Genomic DNA, 15,779 nt, shown 5'->3' on the forward strand with positions numbered 1-15,779 from the left:
ACTTCAAACAAAGCCGAACAAACAAACACAACAATAATTTTTCCACAAAACTTAAACTTCAAATGACCGCAGAGCAATTGAAAGACTTGAAGGCCCGTGTAGAGGCTTTGGGGAGGTATCTTTGACTACGATAACCGAAAAAAACAGCTAGAAGACCTTGAACAGCAGACTGTTCAGCCGGAGTTTTGGAGTGATTCCAATCGTGCCGAAAAAACAATGCGGGAAATCCGCGGATTGAAATTCTGGACCAATGGATACGAAGAGCTAGCCCGTTTAAGGGATGATCTGGATACCATTTGGGAATTTTACGATGCCAGCGAAGCTACCGAAGAAGAAGTAGACGAGGAAGGCAAAAAGCTCTCTGACAAACTGGAAGAAATCGAATTCCGGAAAATGATGGGAGAAGAAGGCGATGAGCTGCCTGCTGTAATTGAAATCAATTCCGGCGCAGGCGGAACCGAGTCGCAGGATTGGGCATCCATGCTTATGCGAATGTATATTATGTGGGCTGAGAAAAATGGCTACAAAGTGCGCGAAGTGGATTTGCAAGATGGCGATGTGGCCGGAGTAAAATCAGTAACATTGGAGATCGACGGCGAATATGCTTACGGAAATCTCAAATCTGAAAATGGTGTGCACCGGCTTGTTCGCATCTCACCTTTTGATTCGAATGCCAGGCGTCATACTTCCTTTACGTCAGTCTACGTCTATCCATTAGCAGACGATAACATTGAAATCGATGTGAATCTGGCAGATATTACCTGGGATACCTATCGTTCGGGAGGAGCTGGCGGTCAAAATGTAAACAAGGTTGAAACAGCAGTTCGTCTGCATCACAAGCCATCCGGAATCATTATCGCCTGCCAGCAGGAACGTTCCCAATTAATGAACAAAGAAGTCGCGATCCGGTTGCTGAAATCACGACTGTATCAGATCGAGCTCGAAAAACGCAATTCTGCCCGCGCCGAAGTAGAAGCTTCCAAACGAAAAATCGAATGGGGTTCGCAGATCCGGAGTTACGTGCTTGACGACCGTCGTGTCAAAGATCACAGGACCGATCACCAGACTTCCAATACGGAAGCTGTTTTGAATGGCGAGATTAATGATTTTATCAAGGCTTATCTGATGGAATCGTAATGATATTGGAAGACCTCCGGCCTGCCGGAGGTTTTCTTATTTTTTGTAATTTACGTTAAAATTATTTCTATGACTGGTATTCGGTACATCACAAATAACAAAGGTCAAAAAACTGACTTGATCATAAGTCTGAAAAAACACGGACAAATTGTTGAGGACCTTTTAGATGCTTTAATGGTAGAAGAAAGAAGAAATGAAGAAACTATTCCTTTCGACGAATTCGTCGCACAATTAAAATCAGAGGGTAAGCTGGATGAATGATAGTTACAAAGTCATCATCACAAATTCTGCTCAAAAGGACATTCGTAACCTTAAAAAACCGATTTGAAACGGGTGGTGTCTGCTATTGCCTCTTTATCCGCTGTTCCTCGACCGTCTGGATGTAAAAAACTGGTTGCAGCCAAAAGCACCTATCGAGTTAGGATAGGAAATTACAGAGTCCTTTATCTTATAGAAGACAGCATTAGAATTATAGAAATTTCTGGCGTAAAGCACCGCCGAGAAGCATATGAATAATTCCAGTGTCAATGAGGCTCCACTACCACAAACTAGGCCACGGCCCAAACATCCTTCTCGCATTTCATGGCATCGGTCAGGATGGTGTTAGCTGCTTCAAAACCTTTGAGGAAACATTAGGCCAGCATTATACCATTTATGCTTTTAATCTTTTTTTTCATGGTAAAAGCACTGGTATCAATCTCGATTCGGTAACCAAAAGCATTTGGGCTGAAATTATTAAAGATTTCGTAGCTGAAAACAACATTACTCATTTTGACATTGCCGGTTTCAGCATGGGCGGCCGGTTTGCACTGGCGACAATTGAAGCATTTCCAGAAAAAATTCAGAATGCATTCCTGATTGCTCCTGATGGTGTTTCAGAACATGCCGTTTATTTCCTTGCCACGCGCTTTCAACTAGGACGTCGGTTATTCAAATGGTCCATGCGGCACTCCAATACTTTTTTCAAAGTGGCTAATGCATTAAAAAGCATTGGGTTACTAAATGACAGTTTGGTCCGATTTACAAGAAACGTTTTGGATACTCCGGAAAAACGCCAGACCGTTTATAAATCCTGGACTGCATTCAGACCATTACGATTTAATATACCAGCCGTTTACAAACTGGCAAAAGAAAATAACATTCGCATATTTCTCATTACCGGCAGATTTGATAAACTTTTGAAAATGGGTGCAGTAAAGCCATTATCCCGCCTTTTGCCGGAGAAACAAAATGTGATTTTGAAAAGCGGACATTCTCAACTCGTTGCCCAGACCGGTGTGTGGATTTGTACTTTATTTGAGTAACTTGTCAAACATCATTTTCAGAGCATGGAGCAGGTTTTACCCAAAAATGATACAAGCTGGAGACTTAAAGCAATAATCGGCGGCTCCGCCGGAAATCTCGTTGAATGGTACGATTGGTACGCTTATTCTGCTTTTTCTCTGTATTTCGCCAATACCTTTTTCCCTGATTCCAATCCCACGGTCCAGCTCATTAACACCGCCGGGATTTTTGCGGTAGGATTTCTAATGCGCCCGATCGGCGGTTATGTTTTTGGAAAACTGGCCGATACAAAAGGGCGTAAGATAGCAATGACCTTATCGGTTTTATTAATGTCTTTCGGCTCATTGCTCATTGCTCTTTTACCCGGATACAACAGCATCGGCATTGCCGCGCCAATCCTGCTTCTTGTTGCCCGGCTTTTGCAGGGACTAAGCGTTGGCGGCGAGTATGGGACCTCCGCTACTTACCTAAGCGAAGTTGCTACCGAAAAAAGGCGTGGATTTTTTTCAAGTTTCCAATATGTAACGCTTATTGGAGGTCAGCTGCTTGCCTTGGGGTTACAGCTGATTTTGCAAAACATTTTCCTCACTGACAAGCAAATGCATGATTGGGGCTGGCGCATTCCATTCATTTTCGGAGCATTCCTTTCGCTGATTGCGCTTTATCTTCGGGCTCATTTAAATGAAACCCAGGCATTTAAGTCAAAGGACACAAAATCAAAAAAAGAAGGTTCATTGGCTGAATTGCTCAAACACCCGAAAGCAATTATGGTCGTAATCGGTCTTACGCTGGGGGGCACGCTTGCTTTTTACACATACACCACCTACATGCAGAAGTTTCTGGTCAATACCGTTGGGCTGACGAAATACCAATCCACAACCCTGACTTTCTGCTCTTTATTCATTTTCGCTGCTATTCAACCTGTTTTTGGCGCGATCAGTGATAAGGTTGGCCGACGCCCATTGCTTATCTCATTCGGTATTTTGGGCACTATTTTCACTTATCCGCTTCTTAGTACGCTCAGCCACACCACCGGAATGTGGCAGGCTTTTGGATTGTTAATGGCCGCATTGCTTATTGTCAGTGGTTATACATCGATCAATGCCGTCGTGAAAGCAGAACTTTTTCCCGTGGAAGTTCGGGCACTTGGCGTTGGATTACCCTACTCTTTAACAGTGGCGATCTTTGGTGGTACCGCCGAATATCTTGCATTATGGGCCAAAAACCTGGGTCATGAGAGTTACTATTATTGGTACGTCACCATTTGCATCTTCATTTCCCTCATGATTTATCTTGGCATGAAGGATACCAAACATACCTCACTGATAGAAAAGGAATAGGCTTATCTTTCCTCTTGGAATAAATAAACTAAGTCTTGACATAATCCACTATTTTTTATAACTTTCTGGAAACCAAATCTTTTCATAGTTATGAATATGATGGATCGAATCGAGCATTGGGGCGATGCACACCATCCCGCCTGGATGGACACAGTTCGTATTGCTTTGGGCGTATTTTTATTTGCGAAAGGTATCAGCTTCATCAGCGATACGACGCAATTATCCAGGCTGGTAACAGGGCTGGACTTGCACCTTTACACGGTTGCGGCCGTTCATTACGTCGCTTTTGCTCATATTTTCGGAGGGTTTTTGATTGCGATGGGATGCCTTACCCGCATTGCCTCAATCATTCAGATTCCTATCCTGCTCATTGCGGTTTTCTTCGTCAACTTCCGAATGGGCTTTTCATATCTCAATTCTGAGTTTTGGATTTCGATGATCACGCTGATTCTCGTAGTAACCTTTTCAATTGTCGGTTCAGGTCGTTTCTCCATGGATGAATGGATGAAAAATCACGATAATTAATCAGACGAGTTCGGGTGCGGTTTTATACAAATACTTTCTCTTGTATTCCAAAGGCGTCATATCTGTGACCTTTTTGAAATGCCTGTAAAAATTGGAGACATTATTAAAACCGCACTCAAAACAAATTACTTCCGTTGCCATTTTATCCTCAATCAGCAACCGGCAAGCCTGACTAATGCGGATCTCAACCAAAAAATCGTTGTAGGTTTTCTTGGTCATTAGCTTGAAATACCTGCAAAAAGAGGTTATACCAAGATTTGCGATTGACGCTACATCCTGCAATGTAATGTCGCTCCGATAATTGGACAGGGTATAAGCATAAATTTTGTTCAATCTGAGCGTCTCAGAGTCATTGGATTTATAAAAAGCGTGCGCCGAGGCAATCGTCTCATAATCCCCCGTCTCTGCGAGTATTTTCAAGATAGATAGCAAAGCGATCAGCCGGTCCAAATTTTGGGCATTGACGGCAGAATGCATCAGTTGGATGATTTTTTCCTTCGCCTCGCCTTTAACCAGAAGTCCTCTTTTTGCTTTTTCATAAAGTTTTGGGATTTGATACGCTTCCGGGAGTAACAATAAGTCGCTTCCAAGGCAGTGCGGCAGGAAATGGATGATAATTACTTCAACAGACGCATTATTTGTGCCTTCTTCGACACGCCAGGTGTGTGGAAGGTTTTCACCCATCAGGATCAATTCACCATCGGAAAAATTACTGATATTGTCGCCTATAAAACGGACCCCTCTTCCTTTAATGAGATAATGCAGCTCCAACTCCGGATGATAATGCCAGACTGTGCCGAAGCCAGAATCTTTGTCATGACGAATGCTGAATGAAGTCCGCGTTGGTATCGGGACTTTATGAAAATGCGGTTTCATTTTTAATCAGTCCCCGACAGAGTTTAGGATGGAGCTGTCAGTTCGTAATTTAAAATAAATTTTTTCACTAATCTATCCTGATCTGTCTAGAACTTTTAGAAAAATACAATTCTGTCAGGCAAAACGGCTAGTTCAAGCTGGTAACATGCAAGATTTGTGCTATTTGGCGCTGAATGAATGAATCCTTTCCAGGTATTGAGTTCGTGCGATCGGATCGGAATAGCTTGTCATACGGCCAAAAATTTGGCTTTTTAGATTCAAAAAGAGGTATGATTGAAAATTTTCGTCAGGTTTAAGCTGCACTCTTTCATCCCAAATTTTTGCAAAGACCTCGTGAATGATATTTTCCGCCTCGGTTTCATCCTTTAATATAACCGAACAAAATTTGAATGCCGGCACATGCAAATACGTGCGGAGCTGCGTGAATGCCGCCTCGTCCCCCTGGGTAACCTGATATACAATTTGTTGATATGGAAAGGCCATGGTAGTTATTTCAAGGGTGTTACCAGATTCTTCTTTAAAACATTCACAATTCCCAAATCGCTTTGGATCACGTCAATTTCGTCCAGTAACTGGTCCGCTTGTCTTTGCATAGCCTCGGTAAATGTGCCTACATCCCTTCTGGTGTAAGTTGACATTGGGAAGCCTCTTTTCTGAAGGCAGTATTTTGCGACGATGGGATATGCTGTATGGACGACATCCATCGAATCCACGAAAAATTTCTGAACCCTTTCCACATCGTTCTGTCGGCTTTCATCGTGATAATGTTCACAAATCCATGTAACAAGCTCAGGATAAATATTTCCCTGAATGCAGGATAATCCGGTCGCACCCGCTTTTAATGACGCAACTGCATTTACCATATAGGCATCGTAAAGCCCAAACTTGAACCCTTCGGCTACTTGAATACGCCTCACAACTTCCTCGAGATCCAGACAGGTATCTTTGTGATAGACGATCCGCCTGGTTTGAATCAGCTCCTGCAATACCATGCTATTGATGAGTCGCTTATAAGGAACAGGGCATTCATAAAATCCCAAAGGAATGTCATCTGTAAGACTTATTAATTCTTTGATGCGGCTTACAAAAATTTCATCATGCTCATTTTCGTCTGCAATAAGGCCCGTAATAATGATCACGGCATCAATTCCGGTTTGATATATACGTTTTGCAAATCGTGCCTGCTCCGGGATGGCGCCGCCAAATGTACCCGTTGCCACAACAGGTACCCGACCGGCCACCTGATCAACGACTGTCTTTGTTACCTGCAATCTTTCTGACTCCGTCAGTTCGAACATTTCACTCGAAAGGCAGTTGGCGAAAAGCCCGGCTGCCCCTGCTTCCAGATATAATTCTGTCAATGCGCTAAGGCCTTCATAGTCCACCTTGCCCGTCTCCAGGAAGGGCGTGAGCATTACAGGAATGAAGCCTTTGGGTAACGATACAAAAGTTGATGCCGCTGATACCATGTAATTAGATTTTAGAGCGCTTTTTATTCATTGTCCAACATCACTTTTTGCTTCTCCGGAGCCCGACGTTTTAAACTCGTCAGCAACACCCCTACCAGAAAAATCGTCAGTGTTCCCACCACCATGATCATGTTCTGATGTAGCGGGTTACGCAAATACGAGTAGTCATCCGGGAGCTGAGATGAGAATGTCATCCAGATTATCACGACAATACCGATCAATGTCGCTGTCAATGCCTCAGCATTTTTTGTGCTTTTGGATATAATGCCTAAAAGAAATAAACCGAGCATACCTCCCGCAAAAATACCTGATAACATCCACCACACATCCAGGACACTTTTCACGCCGATCATCGCAATACCGGTGATCATTCCAAGTAACCCGAAGCCGGTCGTGGCGACATACAGAATCCGCATTGATTCTTTCGGAGTAAGATCCGACTTTATATATTTTTGATAAATATCTACTGAAAAGACAGTTGCCGAAGCATTCATTCCCGAGCTGATCGTACTCATTGCTGCCGACATGATCGCTGCAATGATCAGCCCAAGTAAACCAACCGGAACCTTGGTGACCATGAAATGCGGCATCACTTTATCACCGTAATCGGCCGGTGTAAGAGTCGCTGCCAAATTGGTAATCGCCTCTCGCGTTCCAACAGGAAGCCGTTCGGTTGCTACCTGCATTTTTATCACTTGTAGCATCTCGGGATTACCCTGGTAGTAAGCGTATAAGCAGGTTCCGAGTAAGAAGAAAATTAATGATACGGGCAAATAGAGGTATACGCATAGCCACACCGAGCCGGCAGCTTCTTTAATCGATGAGGTTGTATGGTATCTCTGCACATAATTCTGGTCCATGCCAAAATTATTCAGGTTCATAAAGAAGCCGTACAGCAGTACAACCCAAAATGATGATTGGGTAAAGTCGGGCGTAAAAGTGCCTAAGGTGAATTTGCTATCTGCCTTTCCAACTTCCAAAATTTTAGAAAATCCGCCGTCAACTCCGTCGACGACCAGATAAAGGATAATGAGCGCACCGGCAGTCTTAATCACCCCCTGCACAACTTCCGTCCAGATTACCGCCTCCATTCCACCCATCACGGTGTACAGGACAATGCATATCCCAACGACAATCATAATGGTGGACATTGGGAAGCCTGTCAGTGCCTGCAAACTCAGGGCTATCCCAAAAAAAATAGACCCCATCCTGGCTAATTGGGTAAGCAGAAAGCAAACCACCGCATATGTCCTCGCCCACGCACCGAACCTGTGTTCGAGATGGGTGTAAGCTGAAACAGCTCCGGAATTTCGGTAAAATGGAATGAAGAACTTTGTTGCAACCCAGGCTGCAAACGGCATTGAAAGGCTAAAAACAAATGAATTCCAGTTGCTGCCGTAGGCTTTGCCTGGTACACCAAGAAAAGTATTGCTGCTCAGAAAAGTGGCGTAAATGGAAATCCCGATCGCCCAGCCCGGTATACTCCCGGAGGCTTTCGTAAACTGATCTGCACTCGTATTTTTTCTCGAAAAATAAACGCCCACAGCCACCATTCCAGCCAGGTAGGCAATCACGATAACCAGATCGATGAATGGTAAGGATTTCATTCTACTTTGGCGGTAATTATAACTTTACCACAAAGAAACAGGATGAAGCCTTTGATTTTGTATTGTTTCATATCGTATTATTGTACGATATTACCAAACAATTTCCTCAGCGCATTGAATACCGTTTATGATTCTATTACTTTCTTCTCCCGGAAGAAATACCCTATCCCGACTGTAGAAACGATAATCAGAACGATCAGGATGATTTTAGTGGCCAGACCTTCATTGGGATGTTCTAACAGGTAGCGGATATCCTGCGCTTCCTTTCCGGCCCAAACCGCAAGGACCGTTCGTGGAATCATTCCCAAAGTACCTCCCGCAAGCACCTGCCTGAACCTTGCACCGGCCATAGCAAAAAACAAATTGGTAATTGCAAAAGGCAGCACGGGTGAAAGTTTTGCGAAGAAGATTAACCTGAGCTCGTTCTTATAAAACTGGCGTAACAAGTTGCCTACTTTCGGGTAGATTTGAATTAAATAACCCCTCACAGATTCGGCATGGAGAAAATGGGCTGACACATATATAATAGCAATGGCTCCGAGATTGAGACCGAAAAGCATGGGTAACGAAGACCATCCCAGAAAGTATCCGTAAACCAGTGCCAAAAAGGTTGGGGGTGTCAACGCGGCAGAAGAAGCAATGGTAAGAATAAACGTAACACCGAGCCACCATTCGAAAGGCAGGGTGCGAAGTACTTTCTCGTGATTAATAGCCCAGGCTGTAAGGATCGAAGTGGTAATTAATGGGACAACCGTCATCAAAACGCTGATAACGACCGGTAATGAAATTTTTTTGTGCGCAGAAGTTTCCAAGGCTAATTCATTTTAACATTTACTTTGTCCCGGTGCTAGAATAACCACTTGTTTGATTAAAAGGTTTTTCATAATGTTACCGGCCATCTATTTTTTTCCGGCCACGAATGCACCGCGACGGCGGACCGTGAATTGACAGGAATACAGTATCAAATATTCGTGAACATTCACGGTCCGCCGCTTCGGTGCATCCGTGGCAAAAAACCCTTCTAAATGCATTTCGGAACCAAAGCAATACACGCCGGCGTAGTGCCAGACCCAACAACAGGCGCCATTATGACGCCGATTTATCAAACTTCTACCTACGTTCAGGAAAGTCCGGGAAGGCATAAAGGATATGAATATTCCAGAACACACAATCCCACCAGAACAGCACTGCAAAATGCACTAGCAGCCCTGGAAAACGGGAAAAACGGCATTTGCTACGCCTCAGGGCTTGCCGCTACCGACGCCGTTTTAAAACTTTACAGCCCAGGAGACGAGATCATCGCTACCAATGACATTTATGGTGGCACCTACCGCATTATGAAGCGGATTTTTGAAAAATACGGTCTGGTGTTCCGCTTCATAGACATGACGGAAATTGATAACATCAGTGCGGCAATATCGGACAAAACAAAAATGATATGGATCGAGACGCCTACAAATCCATTGCTTAAAATCATTGATATTGAGCAGATTACACATCTTTGCCGGGAAAAATTGATCCACAGTGTCGTGGACAATACTTTTGCATCCCCATATCTTCAAAACCCACTGGATATGGGCGCAGACATTGTCATGCACTCCGTCACCAAGTATCTGGGGGGACATTCGGACACGGTAATGGGTGCCTTAATTACAAACGATGACGACCTTGCAAAACAACTCGCTTTCATTCAGAATGCCAGCGGGGCCGTTCCGGGACCGCAGGATTGTTTTTTAGTTTTGAGAGGTATAAAAACCCTACATATCCGCATGCAGCGCCACTGCGAAAATGCTTCCGAAATTGCGCGCTGGCTTGAAACTCACCCAAAGGTTGGAAAAGTGTATTATCCCGGACTAGCGTCGCATCCGGGTCATGCGCTCGCGGGCAGACAAATGAAGGATTTCGGAGGCATGCTGTCTTTTGAATTGAAGGGTGATATTTACAAAGAGGCGATAAAGACCATGGAAAGTTTGGAAGTCTTTTCGCTGGGTGAGTCACTGGGAGGCGTAGAGTCGCTTTGTACACATCCTGCCAGCATGACGCACGCGAGCATTCCCAAAGAGGAGCGTGAAAAAATAGGATTGAAGGATACACTCATCCGCTTGAGTGTGGGCATTGAGGATGTGCGCGACCTGATCGACGATCTTGCCCAAGCCATTGGATAGCTTTGCACCAGCTTTGCATTAAAGGGCAAAAATCTTACTTTTGAAATTATGTTTTTCAGACACTAAAAATCAAAATAAGCAATGGAATTAACAGGAACAGTGATCGCTTTGCTCCCGGAAGTGAATGGTCAGGGAAAAAATGGAACTTGGCGCAAACAGGAATTTATCCTTGAAATACCTTCTCAATATCCAAAAAAAGTCTGTATATCGCTTTGGGGAGATAAAATAGATCAGGCCGATCTTAATATAAATGATTCTGTAACAGCTTCGATTGACATTGAAAGCCGCGAATACAACTCCCGTTGGTATACAGAAGTGAAAGCGTGGAAGGTAGACAAGAGCGGAGCCGCGGCACCTTCGTCGTCCAATGCAGGAAGTGCTCTACCTCCAGTGACGACATTCAGCGAAGATGAATCGGATGATCTTCCTTTCTGATAAATTTCCATTAGTCCTCATTTTTATAGGTGGCGGGTTGGGTAGTCTGGCCCGCTATGCAGCCGGAAAAGCATTTGCTTCTTGGGCACCTGTTTTTCCATTGGGTACATTGGCAGCCAATGTATTTGCGTGTTTAATTCTGGGTGTTTTTTCGGGCTGGGCAGCTTTAAGAACGGGCGAGTCTGTTGCTACCTATCGGGCTTTTGTAGTGGTTGGATTTTGCGGAGGATTCAGTACGTTTTCCACTTTCAGCAATGATACAATCCAGCTTATACTTAATAATGCATGGACAGAAGCTTGCCTAAATGTCTTTGTAAGTATTCTTTTTTGCTTGGCGGCCACGCTATTGGGAATGTGGCTGGGTAAACAATTACTATCTATCTGATACACCTATCCTGATTGATAGGACATCGACATAGTAAACTTGTCAATCATTTCCTGGGGATGCACTTCAAGTACCCTTGCTAAAACCATTACAATCAAAGTATTAGAAGCAATTTTACGGGGGATGCCTGCTACAGTAGCAAAAAGGTCAACTGTTACCGACTGCTTTTCATCTAAAAGCTTCATCAGCTTATCCTCTTTGTCCCCATACTGAAAGCGAATGTCCCGTTCGCCCCGTCCGCGGCGCATAATTTCTTTCATTTCCCTGCTGGCCTGAAGAGACTTATCATCGACCCGGATGTACGCCTGGCGGTTTCCTGAGTCATCAATGACATAATGCGGCTTATCGATACTTCTGGGGATGGTAATGACGAGTACGTCACGATCTGAGCTGACCGGTATCCGTTCTTTTTTGTAGCTTATTTTTGGGAAAATATATTTGTCGATGGCGCGGGAAAGCGTGTACTCATCTTCCTCTGCATCTTTCAAACCTTTGATTGTTTTGTCGTCGCCGATTCCGACGAATAATTTGCCGCCACCCGTATTAGCGAAAGCGACTACTTCGCGGACAATCTTCTCAGGATGATTGGACTTCAATTTGAATTCCGCATGCTCACCCTCACCTTTCTTCACCAATTCTTTCAACAATCGAAGTTCCATTAGTTGCAATGGATAGATATCTGAAATATGATTAAGATAACGCTAACAATTTACATTCCTTTTGCCGGATTAAAAAAATATCCCAAAAGAGTTTCGTAATATTTTGCGCCCGCTTGCTAACAAAAAACGGCACCTTCTGGCGCCGTCTTCTTTCTTAATATTCGTCTTCGTTGAAAAAGAAATCGTCTTTTGTGGGATAGTCGGGCCAAATCTCTTCAATGCTTTCATAAGGTTGACCATCATCTTCAAGCTCCTGTAGGTTTTCAACTACTTCTAACGGAGCGCCTGTTCTGATTGCAAAGTCAATTAGCTCGTCTTTGGTAGCTGGCCAGGGAGCATCTTCAAGGTACGATGCGAGTTCGAGAGTCCAGTACATAATATTTTCGCCTATTAATAGTTACTTTACTTTTTTTGCAAAAGTAAAAAATTTGACATCTTTTAAAAGCTTAAAGCGAAAAAAAAGAAAAATAATTGCCAAACTAAAAGTTTTAATTTGAAACCCAGCTTAATGGCCTAAAAATCAATTATTTAAGTTATTCCGCCGGTTGTAAGCGTCTCAGCCGAGATCCCCAAACCTTTATGGATCTTCCTTATCATTGGATTTGACATTCTTTTGCTTCTAGGAAACTACCTTCCCAAAAATCCTTTTTTGTAAATTCCCCCATCATTAAAAATGCTATAAGATGACTATTGAAGTTTGTGCCTATTCGCTGGAATCTTGTATCAATGCACAAGCTGGTGGTGCCGCCCGGATAGAACTTTGTGGCGGATTGGGCGAAGGAGGAACAACGCCAAGCGCGGGATTGATTGAAGTGGTAAGACAACACATTGATATTGACGTTTATGTCATGATCAGGCCAAGAGGCGGTGATTTTGTATATGATTTTTTTGAAGAAGAAATCATGCGGAAAGACATTGACGTGGCCAAAAAGCTGGGCGCAAACGGCGTGGTATTGGGAGTATTAACAGCAGACGGACAAGTTGATGTAGCCCGCACCAAGTCGCTTGTCGAATACGCATCTCCTATGAAAGTAACGTTTCACAGGGCCTTCGACCTCACGCCGGATCCGCATAAAGCATTGAAAGCAATCATTGAAACCGGAGCAGAAAGAATCCTGACCTCCGGTCAAATGCCGTCCGCTATTGAAGGTCTCGATCTATTGTCCCAACTTGCAAATGAAAGCAATGGATCCATTGAAATTATGGCAGGTGGTGGTGTCAATGCGAACAATGCAGCGGAACTTGCCGCCGCAGGAGTTCATTCGCTTCACCTCACAGCCAAGGCTTTCCGGCCGGGAAGACAGAAATATTTCCCAGAAAACATTTCAATGGCTGGCCAAATCCCAGATGAGCGTTCAGTCCTTTATAGTGACCTTGCACTCATTGAAGAAATTGTACAAGTAGTTTCTTAAAAGAGCTAATCTTTTATCGCAAGCACCCCCAATGCCCCGCTCTATGAAGTTTGTCAAAGCGATTCTTTCTATAATCGTTACTATTGGACTCGTCTATTTTTTAAACCGGCCACTTGGCCCTGCTCCTGCATTGGGGCCTTTTTTGAGTCCATTTACAGGTTTTTGGCAAAATTCCGAACCTTCAAGTGACCCTAAAAGTCAGAAAATTATAAAACTGGATAGCCTCAAAAGTGAAGTAATTATCCGTTTTGATGATTCGGGTGTTCCTCACGTTTTTGCTAAAAACAACTTCGATCTCTTTTATGGCCAGGGCTATATCACGGCAAAAGACCGGCTATGGCAAATGGATCTGCAAACGCGTGCCGCAGCCGGAAGACTTTCCGAAATTCTTGGAAAGGTAACATTGGAAATGGATCAGCGCAACCGAAGAATGGGAATGGGTTATGGGGCTGAGGCAAATCTGAAAATCGCCATGATGGATCCCCTTTCACGGGAAGCTCTTCTTGGTTACACAGCCGGCGTAAATGCATATATCAATCAGCTTCTTCCCAAGGACTATCCCGTGGAATTCAAATTGCTCGGCTACAAACCCGAGCCATGGAAGCTGATCAATACCATGTACATGCTGGAACAAATGACCTTAAACCTGACGAGTCCGCCGGATGAGTTGAATATGTCGGCTATTCTGGAAAAATACGGCAGGAATGTGATTGATCAGCTATTCCCGGATTACCCAATGCTTGAAGAAAGTCCTATCATCCCTTCCGGAACAAAATGGGACTTCCGGCCACTTCCAATTCCGCCTGACGTCGCCAATGCGGGCTTCGGCGATACCGTTTCATTTTTAAAAAACCCGCTTAAACCTTTGCATAGATCATCTCCAAAAGAAGAAGGGATTGGAAGCAACAACTGGGCAGTGGGTGCAGAAAAATCGGTGACCGGATATCCAATACTCGCCAACGACCCTCACCTGGACCTGAGCCTGCCTTCCATTTGGTACCAAATTCAATTGCACGGTCCGGAGGTAAATGTCTGTGGCGTTTCATTGCCTGGCATTCCAAGTGTAATCATCGGCTTCAATCAAAATGTAGCCTGGGGTGTGACCAATGTGGATGCGGATGTTACTGATTTATATAAGATAAAGTTTAAAGATAATTCACGTAAATTCTATTGGCACGACAAACAGTGGAAGTCCACCCAAATGCGAACTGAACTTATTTATGTAAAAGGCCAGAATGATCCGGTGCGTGAAGAAGTAATTTACACGCATCATGGCCCTGTCACCCATTCTGAAAGCAGCTCGGCAATTCCTGATCTGGCACTGAAATGGATTGGGCATGTGCCTGGCAACAGCTTTATAACTTTTTATGAATTGAATAAAGCCAAAAATTACGATGACTATCGAAAGGCATTGACCCATTACGTCGGTCCCGCACAGAACTTCGTTTTTGCCGACAATAGCAAAAATATTGCTATCACCGTCAATGGTAGGCTACCGTTAAAATATAAGGATCAAGGTAAATTTCTTCTGGATGGTACTAATCCTGCCACCGATTGGCATGGCTGGATCCCCGCTGAGCAGAACCCGTTTGTGAAAAATCCTGCAAGAGGTTTTGTAAGCAGTGCAAACCAATCTTCAACCGACACGACTTATCCTTATTATATTAACTGGTCTTTTGCTGCGTCGGAGCGTGGCATAAGGATTAATGAACGACTTGAAGTAATGTCCAATGCCAATGCAGATAGTTTACGGTCTGTTCAAAATGACAATTTCAGTGTTTTGGCAAGAACCATCCTTCCAAAGCTGCTGGAAATTCTTGGGAGAAGTCAACTTAATCCCGCTCAAAAGGCGGCAAAAATTATGCTCGCAAATTGGAACTATCAGAATGCTCCCCAGTCCGTTCCAGCTTCGATTTTTGAAGAATGGTTTCCTGCCTTAAGAAGTGCCATTTGGAATGACGAATTCGGCAAACTGAACATTCCAAGCCGCGACCGGACGTCATATCTCATTTTGAAACAGCCCAATGAAAAGTGGTTCGACAATGTTAATACCCCGGAAAAAGAAACTTTGCATAATATTGTCCACAGCAGCTTTAAAGCAGCGTTGGATACACTTACGGCGCGACACGGCGATATGAGCTCATCGTGGGAGTGGGCAAGAATAAAAGGAACGGAAATACGTCACCTTAGCAGAAGTCTTCGAACATTCAATTCTCCGATCCTTAAAACCGGCGGTGGAAACAGTATTGTAAACGCGACAACCAGATATAAAGGCCCGTCATGGCGAATGGTTGTCGAGCTTGGCCCGACTCCAAGAGCTTACGGAATTTATCCGGGTGGACAATCTGGCAATCCGGGTAGTCCATACTATCTTAATTTGCTGAAAAAATGGGAAGCAGGAGAACTCAATGAGTTAGTTTATCTGCACTCCCCGACAGAGGCCAACAAACGTTTGACCTCCAAAATTACTTTGGTCAAAAAATAA

At 44.0% G+C, this 15,779-nt stretch carries 18 protein-coding genes; 11 read left to right on the forward strand and 7 right to left on the reverse strand.

The genetic code is table 11. The features are described 5' to 3' along the window. Positions 1 to 62 precede the first annotated feature (62 nt). The 6 genes from prfB to FHS68_RS24960 all read left to right on the forward strand — a co-directional run bounded on the left by prfB (position 63) and on the right by FHS68_RS24960 (position 4,286). Positions 63 to 1,137, forward strand: a protein-coding gene (gene prfB, locus FHS68_RS24935) for a peptide chain release factor 2 (RefSeq protein ID WP_167276560.1) whose coding sequence is annotated in 2 segments (ribosomal slippage) — positions 63 to 122 and positions 124 to 1,137 — 1,074 coding nt in all. Because the reading frame shifts where the segments join, the coding sequence is not laid out codon by codon here. A gap of 69 nt (positions 1,138 to 1,206) precedes the next feature. After that, entirely contained in the window at positions 1,207 to 1,398 is a 192-nt protein-coding gene (locus tag FHS68_RS24940) for a hypothetical protein (protein ID WP_167276563.1), read from the forward strand. 75 nt (positions 1,399 to 1,473) lie between these two features. Next, complete coding sequence (locus FHS68_RS26880; protein ID WP_374757535.1) at positions 1,474 to 1,653, forward strand: type II toxin-antitoxin system RelE family toxin; 180 nt, start codon at positions 1,474 to 1,476, stop codon at positions 1,651 to 1,653. A gap of 11 nt (positions 1,654 to 1,664) precedes the next feature. After that, a complete protein-coding gene (locus FHS68_RS24950; RefSeq protein ID WP_167276568.1) occupies positions 1,665 to 2,441 on the forward strand; it encodes an alpha/beta fold hydrolase in 777 nt (258 codons plus the stop codon). A gap of 24 nt (positions 2,442 to 2,465) precedes the next feature. Next, the gene (locus FHS68_RS24955; protein ID WP_167276570.1) at positions 2,466 to 3,761 is read left to right on the forward strand and encodes an MFS transporter; all 1,296 of its coding nucleotides are present in this window, start codon (positions 2,466 to 2,468) and stop codon (positions 3,759 to 3,761) included. Positions 3,762 to 3,851: 90 nt separating this feature from the next. Continuing rightward, positions 3,852 to 4,286, forward strand: coding sequence for a DoxX family protein (locus FHS68_RS24960; RefSeq protein WP_167276573.1), 435 nt, complete (start codon positions 3,852 to 3,854; stop codon positions 4,284 to 4,286). On the opposite strand, the gene FHS68_RS24965 is transcribed toward FHS68_RS24960, so the two are convergent. The 5 genes from FHS68_RS24965 to FHS68_RS24985 form a co-directional block, all read right to left on the reverse strand. Continuing rightward, complete coding sequence (locus FHS68_RS24965) at positions 4,287 to 5,162, reverse strand: AraC family transcriptional regulator (RefSeq protein ID WP_167276576.1); 876 nt, start codon at positions 5,160 to 5,162, stop codon at positions 4,287 to 4,289. A 159-nt stretch (positions 5,163 to 5,321) separates the two neighbouring features. After that, entirely contained in the window at positions 5,322 to 5,645 is a 324-nt protein-coding gene (locus FHS68_RS24970; protein WP_167276579.1) for an RNA polymerase sigma factor, read from the reverse strand. Between the two features lie 5 nt (positions 5,646 to 5,650). Next, a complete protein-coding gene (locus FHS68_RS24975; RefSeq protein WP_167276581.1) occupies positions 5,651 to 6,631 on the reverse strand; it encodes a dihydrodipicolinate synthase family protein in 981 nt (326 codons plus the stop codon). 23 nt (positions 6,632 to 6,654) lie between these two features. After that, entirely contained in the window at positions 6,655 to 8,238 is a 1,584-nt protein-coding gene (locus FHS68_RS24980; RefSeq protein ID WP_167276584.1) for a sodium:solute symporter family protein, read from the reverse strand. 125 nt (positions 8,239 to 8,363) lie between these two features. Continuing rightward, positions 8,364 to 9,050, reverse strand: coding sequence for a TVP38/TMEM64 family protein (locus FHS68_RS24985; protein ID WP_229212056.1), 687 nt, complete (start codon positions 9,048 to 9,050; stop codon positions 8,364 to 8,366). Positions 9,051 to 9,263: 213 nt separating this feature from the next. Between FHS68_RS24985 and FHS68_RS24990 the strand changes: the two genes are divergently transcribed. The 3 genes from FHS68_RS24990 to crcB all read left to right on the forward strand — a co-directional run bounded on the left by FHS68_RS24990 (position 9,264) and on the right by crcB (position 11,223). Continuing rightward, positions 9,264 to 10,403: a cystathionine gamma-synthase gene (locus FHS68_RS24990; protein WP_167276587.1), complete on the forward strand. Its 1,140-nt coding sequence runs from the start codon at positions 9,264 to 9,266 to the stop codon at positions 10,401 to 10,403. 81 nt (positions 10,404 to 10,484) lie between these two features. Then, a complete protein-coding gene (locus FHS68_RS24995; protein WP_167276589.1) occupies positions 10,485 to 10,838 on the forward strand; it encodes a DUF3127 domain-containing protein in 354 nt (117 codons plus the stop codon). Then, on the forward strand, positions 10,813 to 11,223 hold the full coding sequence (gene crcB / locus FHS68_RS25000; RefSeq protein WP_229212057.1) for a fluoride efflux transporter CrcB: 411 nt from the start codon (positions 10,813 to 10,815) through the stop codon (positions 11,221 to 11,223). Before FHS68_RS24995 ends, crcB begins: the two co-directional genes overlap by 26 nt. A 5-nt stretch (positions 11,224 to 11,228) precedes the next feature. Here the strand turns inward: crcB and FHS68_RS25005 are convergent, their stop codons facing one another. Together FHS68_RS25005 and FHS68_RS25010 are read right to left on the reverse strand one after the other, a co-directional pair. Beyond that, positions 11,229 to 11,882, reverse strand: coding sequence for an AlbA family DNA-binding domain-containing protein (locus FHS68_RS25005; protein WP_167276592.1), 654 nt, complete (start codon positions 11,880 to 11,882; stop codon positions 11,229 to 11,231). A gap of 154 nt (positions 11,883 to 12,036) precedes the next feature. Then, on the reverse strand, positions 12,037 to 12,258 hold the full coding sequence (locus tag FHS68_RS25010; RefSeq protein ID WP_013927448.1) for a DUF2795 domain-containing protein: 222 nt from the start codon (positions 12,256 to 12,258) through the stop codon (positions 12,037 to 12,039). A 307-nt stretch (positions 12,259 to 12,565) separates the two neighbouring features. Here FHS68_RS25010 and FHS68_RS25015 point away from each other — a divergent pair, with 307 nt between their 5' ends. Both FHS68_RS25015 and FHS68_RS25020 read left to right on the forward strand, forming a co-directional pair. Continuing rightward, positions 12,566 to 13,294, forward strand: a complete 729-nt coding sequence (locus FHS68_RS25015; RefSeq protein ID WP_167276595.1) for a copper homeostasis protein CutC — start codon at positions 12,566 to 12,568, stop codon at positions 13,292 to 13,294. A gap of 43 nt (positions 13,295 to 13,337) precedes the next feature. Next, positions 13,338 to 15,779 (forward strand): penicillin acylase family protein, encoded by a 2,442-nt coding sequence (locus FHS68_RS25020; protein ID WP_167276597.1) that lies wholly within the window; start codon positions 13,338 to 13,340, stop codon positions 15,777 to 15,779.

The organism is Dyadobacter arcticus, assembly GCF_011762185.1.
In the GTDB taxonomy this organism is placed as follows: domain Bacteria; phylum Bacteroidota; class Bacteroidia; order Cytophagales; family Spirosomataceae; genus Dyadobacter; species Dyadobacter arcticus.

Coding starts and splice junctions, on each gene's coding strand:
- FHS68_RS24940 (WP_167276563.1), top strand. CDS start 1,207: ATGACTGGTATTCGGTACATCACAAATAACAAAGGTCAAAAAACTGAC.
- FHS68_RS24950 (WP_167276568.1), top strand. CDS start 1,665: ATGAGGCTCCACTACCACAAACTAGGCCACGGCCCAAACATCCTTCTC.
- FHS68_RS24955 (WP_167276570.1), top strand. CDS start 2,466: ATGGAGCAGGTTTTACCCAAAAATGATACAAGCTGGAGACTTAAAGCA.
- FHS68_RS24960 (WP_167276573.1), top strand. CDS start 3,852: ATGAATATGATGGATCGAATCGAGCATTGGGGCGATGCACACCATCCC.
- FHS68_RS24965 (WP_167276576.1), bottom strand. CDS start 5,162: ATGAAACCGCATTTTCATAAAGTCCCGATACCAACGCGGACTTCATTC.
- FHS68_RS24970 (WP_167276579.1), bottom strand. CDS start 5,645: ATGGCCTTTCCATATCAACAAATTGTATATCAGGTTACCCAGGGGGAC.
- FHS68_RS24975 (WP_167276581.1), bottom strand. CDS start 6,631: ATGGTATCAGCGGCATCAACTTTTGTATCGTTACCCAAAGGCTTCATT.
- FHS68_RS24980 (WP_167276584.1), bottom strand. CDS start 8,238: ATGAAATCCTTACCATTCATCGATCTGGTTATCGTGATTGCCTACCTG.
- FHS68_RS24990 (WP_167276587.1), top strand. CDS start 9,264: ATGCATTTCGGAACCAAAGCAATACACGCCGGCGTAGTGCCAGACCCA.
- FHS68_RS24995 (WP_167276589.1), top strand. CDS start 10,485: ATGGAATTAACAGGAACAGTGATCGCTTTGCTCCCGGAAGTGAATGGT.
- crcB (WP_229212057.1), top strand. CDS start 10,813: ATGAATCGGATGATCTTCCTTTCTGATAAATTTCCATTAGTCCTCATT.
- FHS68_RS25005 (WP_167276592.1), bottom strand. CDS start 11,882: ATGGAACTTCGATTGTTGAAAGAATTGGTGAAGAAAGGTGAGGGTGAG.
- FHS68_RS25010 (WP_013927448.1), bottom strand. CDS start 12,258: ATGTACTGGACTCTCGAACTCGCATCGTACCTTGAAGATGCTCCCTGG.
- FHS68_RS25015 (WP_167276595.1), top strand. CDS start 12,566: ATGACTATTGAAGTTTGTGCCTATTCGCTGGAATCTTGTATCAATGCA.
- FHS68_RS25020 (WP_167276597.1), top strand. CDS start 13,338: ATGAAGTTTGTCAAAGCGATTCTTTCTATAATCGTTACTATTGGACTC.